At 66.2% G+C, this 13540-nt stretch carries 14 protein-coding genes and 1 other annotated feature; of the genes, 4 read left to right on the top strand and 10 right to left on the bottom strand.

Annotation, left to right across the window (positions count from 1 at the left end):
- The first annotated feature begins 57 nt into the window (after positions 1 to 57).
- Positions 58 to 555 (top strand): pantetheine-phosphate adenylyltransferase, encoded by a 498-nt coding sequence (coaD, locus tag C5F48_RS01780; protein ID WP_107662193.1) that lies wholly within the window; start codon positions 58 to 60, stop codon positions 553 to 555.
- Between the two features lie 3 nt (positions 556 to 558).
- On the opposite strand, the gene C5F48_RS25005 is transcribed toward coaD, so the two are convergent.
- The 3 genes from C5F48_RS25005 to C5F48_RS25000 all read right to left on the bottom strand — a co-directional run bounded on the left by C5F48_RS25005 (position 559) and on the right by C5F48_RS25000 (position 2149).
- The gene (locus tag C5F48_RS25005) at positions 559 to 714 is read right to left on the bottom strand and encodes a hypothetical protein (RefSeq protein ID WP_169310836.1); all 156 of its coding nucleotides are present in this window, start codon (positions 712 to 714) and stop codon (positions 559 to 561) included.
- Between the two features lie 182 nt (positions 715 to 896).
- A complete protein-coding gene (gene gap, locus C5F48_RS01775) occupies positions 897 to 1898 on the bottom strand; it encodes a type I glyceraldehyde-3-phosphate dehydrogenase (RefSeq protein WP_107662192.1) in 1002 nt (333 codons plus the stop codon).
- 107 nt (positions 1899 to 2005) lie between these two features.
- Positions 2006 to 2149: a hypothetical protein gene (locus tag C5F48_RS25000; RefSeq protein ID WP_169310835.1), complete on the bottom strand. Its 144-nt coding sequence runs from the start codon at positions 2147 to 2149 to the stop codon at positions 2006 to 2008.
- A gap of 203 nt (positions 2150 to 2352) precedes the next feature.
- Between C5F48_RS25000 and C5F48_RS01765 the strand changes: the two genes are divergently transcribed.
- Together C5F48_RS01765 and C5F48_RS01760 are read left to right on the top strand one after the other, a co-directional pair.
- Positions 2353 to 3333: a DUF808 domain-containing protein gene (locus tag C5F48_RS01765; protein WP_107662190.1), complete on the top strand. Its 981-nt coding sequence runs from the start codon at positions 2353 to 2355 to the stop codon at positions 3331 to 3333.
- 28 nt (positions 3334 to 3361) lie between these two features.
- Positions 3362 to 3652, top strand: a complete 291-nt coding sequence (locus C5F48_RS01760; RefSeq protein ID WP_107662189.1) for a hypothetical protein — start codon at positions 3362 to 3364, stop codon at positions 3650 to 3652.
- A gap of 7 nt (positions 3653 to 3659) precedes the next feature.
- Here C5F48_RS01760 and C5F48_RS01755 read toward each other — a convergent pair whose 3' ends face one another.
- The 7 genes from C5F48_RS01755 to C5F48_RS01725 all read right to left on the bottom strand — a co-directional run bounded on the left by C5F48_RS01755 (position 3660) and on the right by C5F48_RS01725 (position 11124).
- Complete coding sequence (locus C5F48_RS01755; protein WP_107662188.1) at positions 3660 to 4952, bottom strand: GGDEF domain-containing protein; 1293 nt, start codon at positions 4950 to 4952, stop codon at positions 3660 to 3662.
- 259 nt (positions 4953 to 5211) lie between these two features.
- The gene (locus tag C5F48_RS01750; RefSeq protein ID WP_107662187.1) at positions 5212 to 6303 is read right to left on the bottom strand and encodes a transglutaminase-like domain-containing protein; all 1092 of its coding nucleotides are present in this window, start codon (positions 6301 to 6303) and stop codon (positions 5212 to 5214) included.
- Between the two features lie 90 nt (positions 6304 to 6393).
- Positions 6394 to 7734, bottom strand: coding sequence for an ANL family adenylate-forming protein (locus C5F48_RS01745; protein WP_107662186.1), 1341 nt, complete (start codon positions 7732 to 7734; stop codon positions 6394 to 6396).
- Position 7735: 1 nt separating this feature from the next.
- Positions 7736 to 8428: an SDR family NAD(P)-dependent oxidoreductase gene (locus C5F48_RS01740; protein ID WP_107662185.1), complete on the bottom strand. Its 693-nt coding sequence runs from the start codon at positions 8426 to 8428 to the stop codon at positions 7736 to 7738.
- Positions 8425 to 8736, bottom strand: a complete 312-nt coding sequence (locus C5F48_RS01735) for a hypothetical protein (protein WP_107662184.1) — start codon at positions 8734 to 8736, stop codon at positions 8425 to 8427. The genes C5F48_RS01740 and C5F48_RS01735 overlap by 4 nt, the downstream gene beginning before the upstream one ends.
- 26 nt (positions 8737 to 8762) lie before the next feature.
- Positions 8763 to 9338 carry a serine O-acetyltransferase gene (locus C5F48_RS01730; protein ID WP_107662183.1) on the bottom strand — a complete coding sequence of 192 codons (576 nt, stop codon included), beginning with the start codon at positions 9336 to 9338 and terminating at the stop codon, positions 8763 to 8765.
- Positions 9339 to 9634: 296 nt separating this feature from the next.
- Positions 9635 to 9690 (bottom strand) — a sequence feature (sul1 is cis-regulatory element that is thought to sense ions involved in sulfur or methionine metabolism; They are found in Alphaproteobacteria).
- A 585-nt stretch (positions 9691 to 10275) separates the two neighbouring features.
- Positions 10276 to 11124, bottom strand: coding sequence for a response regulator transcription factor (locus C5F48_RS01725; protein ID WP_107662182.1), 849 nt, complete (start codon positions 11122 to 11124; stop codon positions 10276 to 10278).
- Between the two features lie 142 nt (positions 11125 to 11266).
- Here C5F48_RS01725 and C5F48_RS01720 point away from each other — a divergent pair, with 142 nt between their 5' ends.
- Positions 11267 to 13303 (top strand): sensor histidine kinase, encoded by a 2037-nt coding sequence (locus C5F48_RS01720; RefSeq protein ID WP_107662181.1) that lies wholly within the window; start codon positions 11267 to 11269, stop codon positions 13301 to 13303.
- The last annotated feature ends 237 nt before the right edge of the window (positions 13304 to 13540 follow it).

Here is a 13540-nt window from a genome sequence, read left to right as displayed (position 1 = left end):
GGTTGCATCCCGGTGCACAGTATTGTTGCGTTCCCGGGACGCAAAAGGGGGGCATCCATGCGCATCGGACTCTATCCCGGCACCTTCGATCCGGTGACGCTCGGCCATGTCGACATCATCCAGCGCGCGCTGGCGCTGGTGGACCGCCTGGTGATCGGCGTGGCGATCAACCGAGACAAGGGACCGCTGTTCAGCCTGGAGGAGCGGGTCTCGATGGTCGAGGCCGAATGCGCCGGCATCGTCGCGCGCTGCGGCGGCGAGATCGTGGTGCATCCTTTCGAGAACCTGCTGATCGACTGCGCCCGCGACGTGGGGGCCACGGTCATCGTCCGCGGGCTGCGGGCGGTGGCGGATTTCGAATATGAATTCCAGATGGTCGGCATGAACCGCGCGCTCGATGCCAGCATCGAGACCGTCTTCATGATGGCCGATGCCCGCCGGCAGGCCATCGCGTCGAAGCTGGTGAAGGAGATTGCCCGGCTGGGCGGCGACGTTTCGCAATTCGTCACCCCGCCGGTGCAGGCGGCGCTGGAGGCGCGCTATCCGCGCGGCTGAGCCTCAGCCCCAGATGGCGCGGCGGGCGGTCTCGTCGATGTCGTAGATGTCGTTGTCGAGCCTGGTGTCGAGCGGTAGGCGGGCCAGCTCGGCGCGGGTCCGGCGGTAGCGGGCCTGCTTGCGGGCGGCGTCGAGCAGCGTGCTGATGAGGGTCGTCATGGTGGTATCCTTTACTGTCGTCTCACTCGTCCTCCTCCGGCCCCGATATAGCCGCTCTCCGTAACGTCAACCACTTGCGTCTGCACCGTGGCGCCATGCGCCCCCAGCATGACGAAAACGGGCCGACGCTGGAAAAAGCGTCGGCCCGTCCGGTTTTTCGGCAGTCTTGGATCAGTCGTTGATCAGATCAGCTTGCCCATCGCCACGGCGGTGTCGGCCATGCGGTTGGAGAAGCCCCACTCGTTGTCGTACCAGGACAGGATGCGGACCATGTTGCCGTCCATGACCTTGGTCTGGTCCATGTGGAAGATCGACGAATGCGGGTCGTGGTTGAAGTCGGACGACACGTTCGGCACGTCGGTATAGCCGAGGATGCCCTTCAGGCGGCCATCGGCGGCTTCGCGGATCGCGTTGTTGATCTCATCCACCGAGGTCGCCCGCGAGGCTTCGAACACCAGATCGACGACCGATACGTTCGGCGTCGGCACGCGGATCGCCACGCCATCGAGCTTGCCCTTCAGTTCCGGCAGCACCAGACCCACGGCCTTGGCGGCGCCGGTCGAGGTCGGGATCATCGACAGCGCCGCGGCGCGGCCGCGGTAGAGATCCTTGTGCATCGTGTCCAGCGTCGGCTGGTCGCCGGTGTAGCTGTGGATCGTGGTCATGAAGCCCTTGGTGATCCCGATCGCCTGATGCAGCACCTGCGCCACCGGCGAGAGGCAGTTCGTCGTGCAGGAGGCGTTGGAGACGATCAGGTCGTCCTTGGTCAGCGTGTCATGGTTCACGCCATAGACGATGGTCTTGTCCGCGCCGGTCGAGGGCGCCGAGACCAGCACGCGCGAGGCGCCGTTCTCGAGGTGGATCTTGGCCTTCTCCTTGTCGGTGAAGATGCCGGTGCATTCCAGCACGATGTCGATATGGCCCCAGGGCAGTTCGGCGGGGTTGCGGATCGCCGTGACCTCGATCGGGCCGCGGCCCGCGTCGATGGTGGTCGCGGTGGTGGTCACGGTGCCGGGGAAGCGGCCGTGCACGGAATCGAAACGCAGGAGATGGGCGTTGGTCTCGACCGGCCCGAGGTCGTTGATCGCCACCACCTCGATATCGGTGCGGCCGGACTCGATGATGGCGCGCAGCACGTTGCGCCCGATACGGCCAAAGCCGTTGATTGCCACTTTTACGGTCATAGAGTTCTCCCAATGATGCCGGATCGCCGCGACTCGCGCGACTCCGGTAAGCGCTACAGGCTAACCTCCTCAGAAATGCGATAAATTCAACCCTTAGACTGGAGGTTTCAGCGCCAGACCGCCAGATATTCGACAAGCTGCGACAGTTTGCGCGATAGGAACAGGGTCCCGCCCCCATGCAACAGCCCGAGGTCGGCCGCCAGAAGCCCGAGGATCAGCAGGGCGAGGGTCAGGGCAAGCCGGTCGGTCATGCGGTTCTCCATGCGCTGGCGCCGAGGCTAGGGCAGGGGCGGGGCGCCGGGAAACGCGACACAAGCGCCACGGCTGCAGGGGGCAGCGCGTGCCGGCGAAGGGTGCGCGGAACGCGGGGCTTGCCGTCCGCATTGTGCCCTGCCAAGACAGCTCCGATTGGCCCCACCGCCGGCTCTCCGGCTCCCAACCCGAAGGAAACCGGATGAGCGGATTGCTTGCCCTGCTGGATGACGTGGCCGCGATCGCCAAGGTGGCGGCGGCCTCGGTGGACGACGTGATCGGGCAGGCGGCCAAGGCCGGGGCCAAGGCGGCGGGCGCGGTGATCGACGACGCCGCGGTGACGCCGAAATACGTGCATGGCTTCGAGGCCAAGCGCGAGCTGCCGATCGTCTGGCGCATCGCCAAGGGCTCGCTGAAGAACAAGCTGCTGATCCTTCTGCCGGCCGGTCTGGCGCTGTCGGCCTTCGCGCCCTGGGTGATCTCGCCGCTGCTGATGCTCGGCGGGGCATACCTCTGCTTCGAGGGGGCGGAGAAGGTGGTGCACCGGTTCTTCCCCGGCAGCCATGCCGACGAGCAGCACCAGGTCGGCGACCCGCTGCATCTGGAGGAGCAGAAGGTCGCCGGGGCGATCAAGACCGATTTCATCCTCTCCGCCGAGATCATGACCATCGCGCTTGCCGCTATACCGGTCGGCAGCTTCGTGATGGAGGCGGCGACGCTGGCGGTGGTCGGGGTCGGCATCACCATCCTCGTCTACGGCGGCGTGGCGCTGATCGTGAAGGCCGATGACGTGGGGCTGCACATGAGCCTGAACGGCCGGCTCGGTCTGACCCGCGCGCTGGGGCGCGGCATCGTCAAGGGCATGCCGGGGTTCCTCGCGGCGCTGAGCACGGTGGGCACCATGGCGATGCTCTGGGTCGGCGGCTCCATCGTGATCCACGGGATGGAGGAACTGGGCTTCGGCTGGCTCGGCCACCACATCCACGACTGGGCGGCGGCGGTGGCGGCTCTGGTCCCGCAGGCCCCGGGGGCGGTGCAATGGACGGCGAAGGCGGCGATGGACGGCGTCTTCGGTCTGGCGTTGGGAACGGCGCTGATCCCCTTCGCCACCTATGTCGTGGCACCGCTCATGGGGCTTTTCCGCCGCGGCGACAAAGGAACCGGCGACGCGCACCGGGGTTGACCCGGCAGCAAGTCACGAGGAGCTGCCGATGAACCGCGAAGAATTCGACGCCTGGGACAAGCGGGTGGAGCAACGGGCCGAACTGCTCTGGCAGGAGGCCGGCTCGCCCGAAGGCGGCTTCATCCCCTATCTCGACCAGGCGCGCGAGCTGCTGGCGATCGAGGAGAACCCGCATTCCAGCACCCATCCGATCGACGAGCACCTGCCGGACGGCGAGTCGCTGCTGGCGGTGGAGAACCAGGGCGAGTTTCCCACCACCACCGACCAGGGCGAGGAGCAGGCCTATCCCAAGCGGGAAGACCGGCCGAAGTGGGACTGAGGCTGCCTCAGGCGGCCAGCACCACCCGGTTGCGCCCCTTGGCCTTGGCCTCGTAGAGCGCGGCGTCGGCCGCGCGCAGCAGCGCTTCGGCCGAGCGCACCGGCGGGTGCAGCGCCAAGCCGAAGCTGCAGGTGATCTCCGCCTCCGGCAGGTGGGTCAGCGCCGCCACGGCCCGGCGCAGCCGCTCGGCCATGGCCAGCGCCTCCGCCTCGCCGGAATCGTCGAGCAGGATGGCGAACTCCTCGCCGCCGTAGCGGAAGGCCGCGCCGCTGTCGCGCGCCTCGCTCTGCAGGGTCAGCGCCAGGCTGCGCAGCACGGCGTCGCCGATCACATGGCCATGCCGGTCATTGATCTGCTTGAAAAAATCCACATCCGCCAGCAGCAGTGCAAAGCGGTGCGGGCCCGGGGCGCCCAGCCGGCCCGCCAGGGCGCGGTCGAACTCGTGCCGGTTCAGCAATCCGGTCAGGCTGTCGCGCCTTCCATATTCGCCCAGCCGCTCCTGCTGTTCCAGGATGGTGCGGGTCATGCTGTTGAAGGCATCGGCCACCGCGGCCAGTTCCGGCGGCACGGTGACGCGCACGGGCCTGCTGTGCCGCCCCTCGGCGAAGCGTTTCGCCCCCGCCACCAGCTCGTCGGCGCTGAGCACGATGGCCCGGTTCACGATGAAGCCGCCCAGCCCCATCATGCCGATCGACAAAACCAGCGCGGCGAGCGCGCCGTATTCGATGACGCGGAAGGCGCGTAGCGTCTCGGCGTGGTTGGCTTCGTTGATGAGCCGGACGTCCCTGAGCAGTTCTTCGAGTTTCAGGGCCGCGGCGGGCAGCTGGCGCTCCACCTCCAGCACCTGGCCGAGATCGCCGATGGCGTCGGCGAGATCGGGCCGCTCCCGGTCCAGCAGGGCTTGGGCCGTGGCGGCGACGAGGGCCCATTCCGCCCGCGCCGCCCGCACCGGGACGGCCAGCACCGGCTGGTCGGCGACCGCCCGTTCCATGCGGTCGAACTGCGTCTCCACATGGTCGCGGGCGGTGGAGAAGCGCTTGGCCTGGGCCGGGTCGCCGGTCAGCACATAGGCGTTCACGGCCTCTGATACGAGCCAGTAGTCGCCCTGGATCCGCTGAAGGCTGATCAGCATGTCCTGCTGCGTCGACAGCACCTCGCGGAACGGCTGCACGATGGTCCGGTGATAGACGATATAGCCGGAGACCGCGCTGGCCATCAGCGGCAGCCCGGCGAAGATCATGGCGATGATGATCCAGCTGCGGAGCGACTGGCGATACAGGAACTGGATGGCTTTCGTCATGCGGTCGGTCTCCCCCCCGAAACTGGGGCCTCCTAGCGCATCGGGGTGCGCCCGGATAGCCGGCGACGCCCTGCGACCATGCAATTCTCCGTGCAGGGCGCTGGATCTGCCGCAAGGTCGCCCGCAAGCCGGCGGCCCCGCGGTTGAGGCCGAAGCCGCGGGGGATCACCGGCGGCGTCTCGAAACCGTCGTCAGTGCTCGCCAGCCAGAAGGCCGGGGCAGCAGGCGGGCCCGGAGCGCATGGTCCCGGGGCCGGTGGTCAGGCGGTGATCTCGCGGGCGGTGATCACATAGGCGAAGGCATCGGGATCAAGCGGGTCCAGCGCCTCGCCGTCGACCTCGGCCTGCGGGTACATCAGGAATTCCACGGGGTCCTGTTCGGCGCTGGGCAGGGCCACGTCATGCGCGAAGTTGTAGGCGATCCAGTTGCCTTCCCAGGCACCGAACAGCGCGGCGCGGGCGTCTGCCACCTTGGGATCGTCGATCGCCAGGTTCTTCGGCGGCTCTTCCAGCATCACCTTGCGCACATCCGCCGGGTCGACCGCGACCCAGCCGAAGCCCTCGAGATAGACCTCGGCGCGGCAGTGCTGCGCCTTGGTGACGGTCTCCGACCCGGTGCCGAGGCTCTTGTAGCCGAAGGCCGAGGGCGCGACGCGCAGCCCGTAGACATCGCGCGCCGGAATGCCGGCGGCGCGGGCCAGCCCGACATAGAGCGCGTTCAGGTCGGCGCATTTGCCGGTCAGGTCGCCCATCTCCAGCATCGAGGCCACGTCGCCGAGGCCGCAGCCGCGCACTTCGGGGTCGCGTGCGGTGTTCTCGACGATCCAGTCATAGAGCCGCCGCGCCTTCTCCATGTCATCCGAAGCGCCGGCGGTGATCTGGTCCGAGGTCTCGCGGACGATGCCGTCGGTCGGGATCAGGAGGGTGGGGGAGAGGTAAAGCGCGCGCTCCGCCTCGGTCAGCGGTGCGGCAGCGCCGGGGCTGGACAGGTCGGCGGCGCGATCCTGGGTCGAGACGGTGGAGACGATCTCCAGCACCGCAGGCGCGTCGCTGGCGGGGAAGACCGCGTGGACGAAGGCCGCACCGTAGACCGGGTCGGTCTTCAGCCCGGCCTCGGCCGCGTTGCTGGTCCAGCGCGACTCGCCGGCCTTCATCCAGCCGGCCTCGGTGACCGAGGGCACCGGCGCCCAGATCTGGACCGGCGCGCCGGAGGCGGGGATCTCGATCCGCGTCGTCAGCTCGAACTGCCGCCAGCCCGCGGGCTTGGGCGAAAACGCCGCCGCCGCCGGGCGTGGCAGGAAGGCTGCAACCGAAGCCGCCGCACCGATCTTCATCGCTGTCCGTCTGTCCATGGCCCTGGCCCTTCCGCTGATCCGATGCGCAGGCTCTAGAACGCCGCGCCCCGTGACGCAAGACCGCAGGGCCCTGCCCGGCCCCGCAGCTCAGCCCCTTTGCTGCTTGAACCGCGCGGTTGCGAGCGGGCCGGAGGCGAGCTCGATCTTCTGCGGGATCTTGTAGGGCTCGACCACCCCGGCCAGCCCGGCGCGGATGGCGTTGCGGATCTCGGCCGGGCGGGCCTCCGGGTCTGACATGCGGATGCGGGCGCAGACCGCCGCCCCGAGCAGCGGATGCGGCGCGCCGTAGACCGAGGCCTCGACCACGCCCGGGATCTGCATCAGCGCATTCTCCACCTCGGCGGGAAACACCTTCTGGCCGCCGACATTGATCATGTCGCTGTCGCGGCCGAGGAAGCGCAGCTGGTCGCCCTCCACCTCGACCCGGTCGCCGGTGCGGTACCAGCCGTCCTCGGTGAAGGGGCTCGGCGCGTTGAGATAGCCGACCATCGCCGTCGCCGTGCGGATCTCCAGCAGCCCGTCGACCACCCGCCAGGCGGCGCCGTCACCCTCCAGCCGGATCCAGCGTGACCGCGCGCCTTCCGAGCGCGAGCGCAGCGCGCCGAGTTCGGAGGCGCCGTATTTCTGGATCAGCTGCACGCCGGGGAAGGCGTCGGCCACCCGCTCCAAGAGGCCCTGCGGCATCATCTCGGCCCCGTAGGTGATGATCTTCAGATCCGGCAGCGCGAGGTCCTCGCCGCCGCGCGACAGCAGCAGCATGTTGAGGAAGGAGGGGGCGGTGGGCAGCACCTCGACCCGGTGCTCCGCCATCCGCGCCAGCACCGAGCCTACCGACCGGTCCGGCAGGCAGACCAGCGTCGAGCCGTTGGCGAGGCTGTAGAGCAGCGTGTCGATCCCGGCGATATGGTCGAAGAGCAGGAAGCCGAGGGTCACGAAATCCTTGCCCGGCCGGTGGAACTTCGTGAGCAGCCGGCGGACGTCATGCAGCGCCGCCTTCGAGGCGCCTGTGGTGCCTGAGGAGAAGATGACGAGACCGGGGGCCTCTTCCGCCCGCAGCCGGTCGAAGAGCGGGTGAGCCGAGCCGCCCGCCAGCCGCTGCAACCCGCCGGTCGCCGCCTCGACGCGCCAGCCGGCGTCGGCGATCCGGGCGAACTCCTCCAGCTTCTCGCGGCTGCTCGGCGCGACCGGGGCGACGATGGCCCCGTGCCGCCAGAGCGCCAGCAGCCAGGCGGCGGCCTCGGCGCCGAAATCGCCGCAAAGCTGCACCGAGGCGCCGCGCGGCACCGCCTCGTCCCGGAGCCGCCGCTCCAGCGCCGCGATCCGGGTCAGCAGCGTTGCATAGCTGGTGCTGCCGCCCTCCGCCTCGACGAAGGCGGTCTTGTCGCCGGCCGCGGCGAAGCGGTCCAGCAGGAAATCCGCCGCCGCCATGTCAGACCCCGCCGAGATAGAGCGTCTGGCCGGTGACGAAATCCGACTCGTCGCGCAGGAAGAAGTCGCAGACGTTCAGCACATCCTCCATCGTGCCGTAGCGCGGGATCGCCTGCCGGGCGATCAGCGCCGTCATCTTGACCTCCGGCACCGACCCCACGAGATCGGTCGGCACCGGCGTCGGCCCGACCGCGTTCACCGTGATGCCCATCGGCGCCAGCTCGCGCGCCAGCACCTCGGTCAGCGAGACCACGGCGGCCTTGGACGCGGCATAGACCGCCTCGCCCTCCAGCTTCAGCGGCGTGGCGACAGTGGCGAAGTTCACGATCCGGCCGAACTTGCGCCGCCCCATCAGCTTGGCCGCCTCGCGGCAGAACAGGAAGGTGCCCATGACATTGGTGGCGAAGACCCGCTGCAGTGTGCTGGCCGGGGTCAGCAGCACGTGGTTCATCGAGGCGATGCCCGCGTTGTTCAACAGCGCGTCCAGCCGGCCATGCTTGCGCCGCACGTCCTGCATCATCGAAGCGACGGCCTGCTCGTCGGCGACATCCAGCGTGTAGTGGCTGTAATGCTCGTGGCTCAGGTCGCTTGCGTCGCGCGAACAGCCGACCACGGTCCAGCCGCGCTCCAGATATTGCTCGGCCAGAAAGCGCCCGATGCCCTTGCGCGTGCCGGTGATGGCGATGACCTTCATGCTGCGGAACTCTGGCCGGCGATCTCGGTCGCGTAATCGGCGAGGCTGCGCAGCGAGCGGTAGGGGCTGCGCTTGCGCGACATCGCCGATTCCGAGGCGAGCACGATGTCGGCGCCGGTGTCGTCGCCGATATGCTGCTCGGCCGTCATCACGAAATTCACGAGGCCCAGCGAGTCGAGCGGGCTGCCCTCGCCATAGAGCACCGCATCGGGGTCGTCGGAGATCTGTCGGTCGGGCGGCAGCGACAGGTTCAGCTCAGCGACGGCGTTCTGCAGGGATGCAAGCATCCGGTCCGGGGAAACGGTCATGTGGAAAGTCCTTTCAGGCGAGGGGGTCAGGCGCTGCGCGGGGCCGGAGCGGCTTTCGGCAGCACCCGCGGCGGCGGCACGAAGAGCGTGCAATCCGCCGGCACGTCGCTGGAGATCACGCAGTTCGGGCCCACCGTGACATTGTCGCCGATGCTCACATTGCCCATCACCACGCTGCCGACGCCAAAGCGGACGCCATTGCCGATCACCGGCCCCGCGCCCTCGGTCCAGTCGGTGCCGACGCCGAAGGTCACGCCCTGCCGTATGACGCAGTTGTGGCCGATGGTGGCATGGCGGTGGATGACGATGCCGTGCTGGTGGCCGATCTGCAGCCGGCGCCCGACACGAACGCTTTTTTCCAGTTCGATGCCGTAGAGGTTGCGGCAGATCAGGTGGCCAATCCGGTGAACGGCCCGCAGCACTGCCCGCAGCGGTCCGCGCTTGTTCTCGGCGTGGACGCCGATCCGGTGCGCCCAGAGCGCCTGCAGCCCGGGCTGGAACGGATCGCGCTCGTGCTGGCGGAAATCCTCGCCAATGACGAAGCGGAAGCCGAGCCGGCGGATCATCCCCGCCTCGTCGCCGTCGAAGGTCTGGTCCAGCATCTGCGTCCCTGGGCAGACGGTCGGGGGTAGGGGTGCAAGGCGGGGCGCGATCGGTTCGCCAAGCGGGTGCGGTCTTTCAATGATCTGGTTCATCTGGGCCTTGGAATAATTGAAATAGCTCGGTCTGAAAAAATCCGGCGCGAAATCGCACGGTCTGCAGCCTGGTCAATCACTGGTTCTGAGGGCAGGGGCCCCCTACGGGGCGCTGCCGGGCAAAGGATCGGAAATCATCATTTTCTGCATAGCTGCAAGAACGCGCCACAAGCGAATTCGGATCTGTCAGATCTAGCTATCGAAATGGTCCGGCGGATCGGCGGCCGGAAGAGCCACCCGGAATTGCACCGGGTCCTGGTGAATAGGTCAAGCGTAGCGGGTTTCCTCCGCATGACAAGCGCTATAATGCGGCTAAGGGCGAGTTAAGCACTTGTCGTGACGCATGGAAATTGTATCGACGCGCGAAGCGCGCAACCATCGCGGGAAGCGGGATTTGTTCCCGGCTGGTTCGATAAAATTATCAGGATCGTCTGGGCAGGAGCCGTTGCGACCAAGGGTTGATGCCGCAATCCGTCACTCGCGGTTGATCCACGTTGCCGCATCAGCAAATCAGAATGATAATTGATCGTCCGGCAGTCCTGTTGTTCGGGGCACTCCGGGGCAGGCGGGGCGCTTCCGGAGCGGTCTCTGTCGTCTGCCCCGCTCAATGGAGTTTTCGAGCTGGACGGACAGTTGAACACGGGAGCCATGGAGGTGACGCTGGCGCCGCAGCCGTGCCCTCTCCAGCGACGACAGCCAGGAGTTGGCGCATGCTGAAGCAGATAGCGCAAGGTGGAGCCAAAAAACCGTCTTGGAAAACGCTGCCTGACTTATTCAGCGGCTATTGGCAATGCCGGGATATCAACCGGCCCCAATAAGGTTGCCGGAGCATGCAAACCCAAGGTCAAACCAGCTTGATGGTCTCTAGCAACCGGATCCCCGCGCCGCGCACGATCTGGATCGGCAATTCGACGCCGGCATCCCTCGCTTTTGCCCGCAGCCGCCCCAGGGCGACATCGAGTTTCCGGCTGTCGGTGCCATCCTCATTCGTGCCATAGGCTTTCAGCATGTCGGTCCGGCTGAGCCGCGTGCCTTCATTCAGCGCCAGCGTCTCCAGAATGATCGCTTCCTTGCCCGATACCGGCAGCACCACCCCGTTCGGGCAATCGAGCACCTGCCGTATACGGTCCAGCGTCCATGTCGAATTGCCCGGGGAGGCCATCTCGCCTTCGGCGCCGCCATTCGCGCCCGTTGTTCCTTCGTCCGCAGAGGCGGAAACAACCGACGCGGCATCCAAGGCAATTCCCGCAATCGCGCCTTCAGGACCACCAACGAGGACGGCATTTCCAAGCCTCGATTGCCGCTCCCGCCGGACCCGCAATCCGAGATTCCAGGCGGCGAGGGCGAGTTCCTCGCTGTCCACCGGCTTGCTCAGATAGATGTCGGCTCCGTCCTGATAAGCCCGCACCCGGTCCTGCTTGCTGTTCCGCGCGGTCAGCAGGATAACCCCGGTTCCGCCCCGCGAGGAAACGCTCTGAGCAAGTTCGAAGCCGCTGACATCGGGAAGATTTATATCCAGGATCGCGACATCGTAGCTGGCCTTGCGCAGCGCGGCGTGGAATTCCGACCCCGATCCCACCGCCTCGACAGTGAAGTTGCACAGGCGGAGATAATCTGCCAAGCCTTGCCGAAGATCCACGTCATCCTCGACGAGGATCAGCCTCTGTCTCTGGGCTCGGTTGCTTCTTTGCACGGCAGGTCAATCCATCAATTCTAGCGCGGTTTGCGATCCGGAGAACAGTGTGAAACGGGCACATCCTGTCGGACCAGGCGGGTCCCCCAGTTTCCGGTACGGGAGCAAGCGACAACTTTCCCCGTTGCGGGGCTGTCATAGCATGATCCGTGCCGTAATCGACAGTCTTGTTGCGCTGCTCATCGGGTTTTTCCTCGTTGTTTCCCCGGCCGGGGCCGATGCGATCGACGAATCCCGCCTCGATCCGCCATCGCTCTCGGGTCGCGTTTCCGCCCTGCGCGACCCGGAGCGGGCGCTCGATCTTTCGCAGGTGCTGGGCATGACCGAGGCTTTCAAGCCGGCCCGACTCAGCGAGAATTTCGGCTATACCAAGGACGGCGTCTGGCTGCGGATCGTCCTGCCGGCGATCCAGGATGCGCGCGGCGTGCTGGTGATCCAGCCGAATTTCATGGATTACCTCGACGTCTACGTCGCGCCCGAACGGGATGGAATGACCGCGGCAGATTTCGAGATATTCAGCATGGGGGACCATAGGTCCTTGTCGGACAAGGGTTTTTCCGGCCTGATCGACGCCGTTCCGCTGAAGTTCGTCGCCGGCGAGACCACTGTCGTCTATGTCAACATCCGCAACGGAAACTCCTCGACGCAAGTGTCGCTGGGCCTGTTCCAGACCGACGCCTTCGTCTATCGCCGCCTCGCCTATTTGCTGATCTACGGGGCCTGGGCCGGGGGAATGATCGCCCTGGCGCTTGTCCAGCTCTTCTTCTACTATTTCGACAGGCAGATAAGATATCCGCTGCTCGCGCTTTCGACGATTTCCATCGCGGCGATGTATGTCGGAAATCTCGGTTTCAGCCGTGTCTTCCTCTTTTCCGGATGGAACGAGGGCAATGACATCTTCATCGGGGTGAATGCCTGGTGGGGGCTCGCCGCAAGTGTTCTTGCGGCATCCGCGATCATCGAGACCAAAGCGAAATCGGCCCTGTTGCACAGGGTCTATATGGCGGCAATGACAGTTGGGATCATCGGCGTTCCGGTGGCGCTTGCAGGGGGCAACTTCGCCTTCGCGCCGATCGGCACATCGGTCTCCTTTGTCATGGCGCTATTCAATATGGCTGTGGTGATCCGCTATGCCGGACAGGACGGAACTGCGGGACAGCTGCGGGCAGTGGCCTATTCTTTGACGGGGATCGGCGCAGCCCTCACCATGATGCAGAAACTCGGCGTCAACTGGCTACCGTTTTATACGCTCCACGCCTATGGCGCGGCCTCTCTGTTGCAGGCGATCATCCTGACAGGGGCTCTGGCAATGCGCCTGCGGGACTCGGAGGCATTGAACAAGAGCATGCAAGCCACCGCGCTTTTCACCGCGCTCAATGCCGAAAAGCGCGCGGCGCGCATTGTCGAGGAACGGACGGAGGAACTTGTCCGGGCACGTCACGTGGCGGAAGACAGGCTGAGGGCGGAGCTTGAATCCCAATCACGCCAGATCCAATTTTTCGAGGCGGTCTCACATCAATACCGGACCCCGCTCGCGGTGATCCGTTCCAATGTCGACAGTATCGGCTTGACTCTTCCGGCGGCGGACACAAAAAACCAGGACAGGATAAAAAGGGTGCGGCGGGCGGTTGCGCGCCTGGTGGAGGTGGTGGAGATCAACCTGTCGCGCAGCCAGTATCAGGGAAATACCTTCCAGCCGGTGATGGCGGTTGTCGAAGTGCAATCCGTCGCCGAGGCCGCATTGCGCCGGGCGGAGGATCTTCTCGGCAACCAGATCTGTTTTGAATGCGATCCGCAGGCGGTGGGCGCATTGATCGAGGCCGATAGCGAGATGCTGGAATTGGCCATCGTAAATCTGCTGGAAAATGCGATGAAATACTCCTCCGGCATTGCTATGGCTGAAAATTCCGACCGCGTCCTGTTGCGGCTTGCGCAGGAGCCGGGATTTGTCGTGATCGAGGTGGTGGACAATGGCATCGGCATTCCACCCGATGCGATAAACTGGGTCATGGAGAATGGTTACCGCGGCGAGAATGCGCGCCATGCCGAGGGCTCCGGCCTCGGGCTCTACATGGTGTCGCAGATCGTCGAGGCCCATGCGGGGGAGTTGCAGATCGAGAGCGCGCTGGGCGTCGGCACCCAGGTCCGCATCCGCCTGGCGCAGGCCTCGCCGGCGTAGCCCGGCCCGAGTCACTCCGCCTGCCGGTGGCGCGAGACGCGATCGGCAGACGCGGGTTCCCATTACGGAACGTCTCAACGGCAGCGCTTTCCGTTTTGTTGCCCTGACGGCACGGCTTCTGTTACCCCGCGTTACGCAGCAAGCACTCCGGTTGCATCAGTCCACTTGCGGTAGAGTCTCTCTTTTTGCGAAGTTGCAGGAACTCCGTTCACACGGCGCTTGCGAGTGACTTGCCCG

This window comes from Cereibacter changlensis JA139 (assembly GCF_003034985.1).
Classification (GTDB): Bacteria; Pseudomonadota; Alphaproteobacteria; order Rhodobacterales; family Rhodobacteraceae; genus Cereibacter; species Cereibacter changlensis.
This window is presented reverse-complemented; position numbering and strand designations above follow the sequence as displayed.

What these genes read in the sequence shown, in the direction of transcription:
- C5F48_RS01745 (WP_107662186.1), bottom strand. Translation starts at nt 7,734, where the DNA reads ATGGCGGCGGCGGATTTCCTGCTGGACCGCTTCGCCGCGGCCGGCGAC.
- C5F48_RS01750 (WP_107662187.1), bottom strand. Translation starts at nt 6,303, where the DNA reads ATGGACAGACGGACAGCGATGAAGATCGGTGCGGCGGCTTCGGTTGCA.
- coaD (WP_107662193.1), top strand. Translation starts at nt 58, where the DNA reads ATGCGCATCGGACTCTATCCCGGCACCTTCGATCCGGTGACGCTCGGC.
- C5F48_RS01720 (WP_107662181.1), top strand. Translation starts at nt 11,267, where the DNA reads ATGATCCGTGCCGTAATCGACAGTCTTGTTGCGCTGCTCATCGGGTTT.
- gap (WP_107662192.1), bottom strand. Translation starts at nt 1,898, where the DNA reads ATGACCGTAAAAGTGGCAATCAACGGCTTTGGCCGTATCGGGCGCAAC.
- C5F48_RS01760 (WP_107662189.1), top strand. Translation starts at nt 3,362, where the DNA reads ATGAACCGCGAAGAATTCGACGCCTGGGACAAGCGGGTGGAGCAACGG.
- C5F48_RS01755 (WP_107662188.1), bottom strand. Translation starts at nt 4,952, where the DNA reads ATGACGAAAGCCATCCAGTTCCTGTATCGCCAGTCGCTCCGCAGCTGG.
- C5F48_RS01730 (WP_107662183.1), bottom strand. Translation starts at nt 9,338, where the DNA reads ATGCTGGACCAGACCTTCGACGGCGACGAGGCGGGGATGATCCGCCGG.
- C5F48_RS25005 (WP_169310836.1), bottom strand. Translation starts at nt 714, where the DNA reads ATGACGACCCTCATCAGCACGCTGCTCGACGCCGCCCGCAAGCAGGCC.
- C5F48_RS01765 (WP_107662190.1), top strand. Translation starts at nt 2,353, where the DNA reads ATGAGCGGATTGCTTGCCCTGCTGGATGACGTGGCCGCGATCGCCAAG.
- C5F48_RS01740 (WP_107662185.1), bottom strand. Translation starts at nt 8,428, where the DNA reads ATGAAGGTCATCGCCATCACCGGCACGCGCAAGGGCATCGGGCGCTTT.
- C5F48_RS01735 (WP_107662184.1), bottom strand. Translation starts at nt 8,736, where the DNA reads ATGACCGTTTCCCCGGACCGGATGCTTGCATCCCTGCAGAACGCCGTC.
- C5F48_RS25000 (WP_169310835.1), bottom strand. Translation starts at nt 2,149, where the DNA reads ATGACCGACCGGCTTGCCCTGACCCTCGCCCTGCTGATCCTCGGGCTT.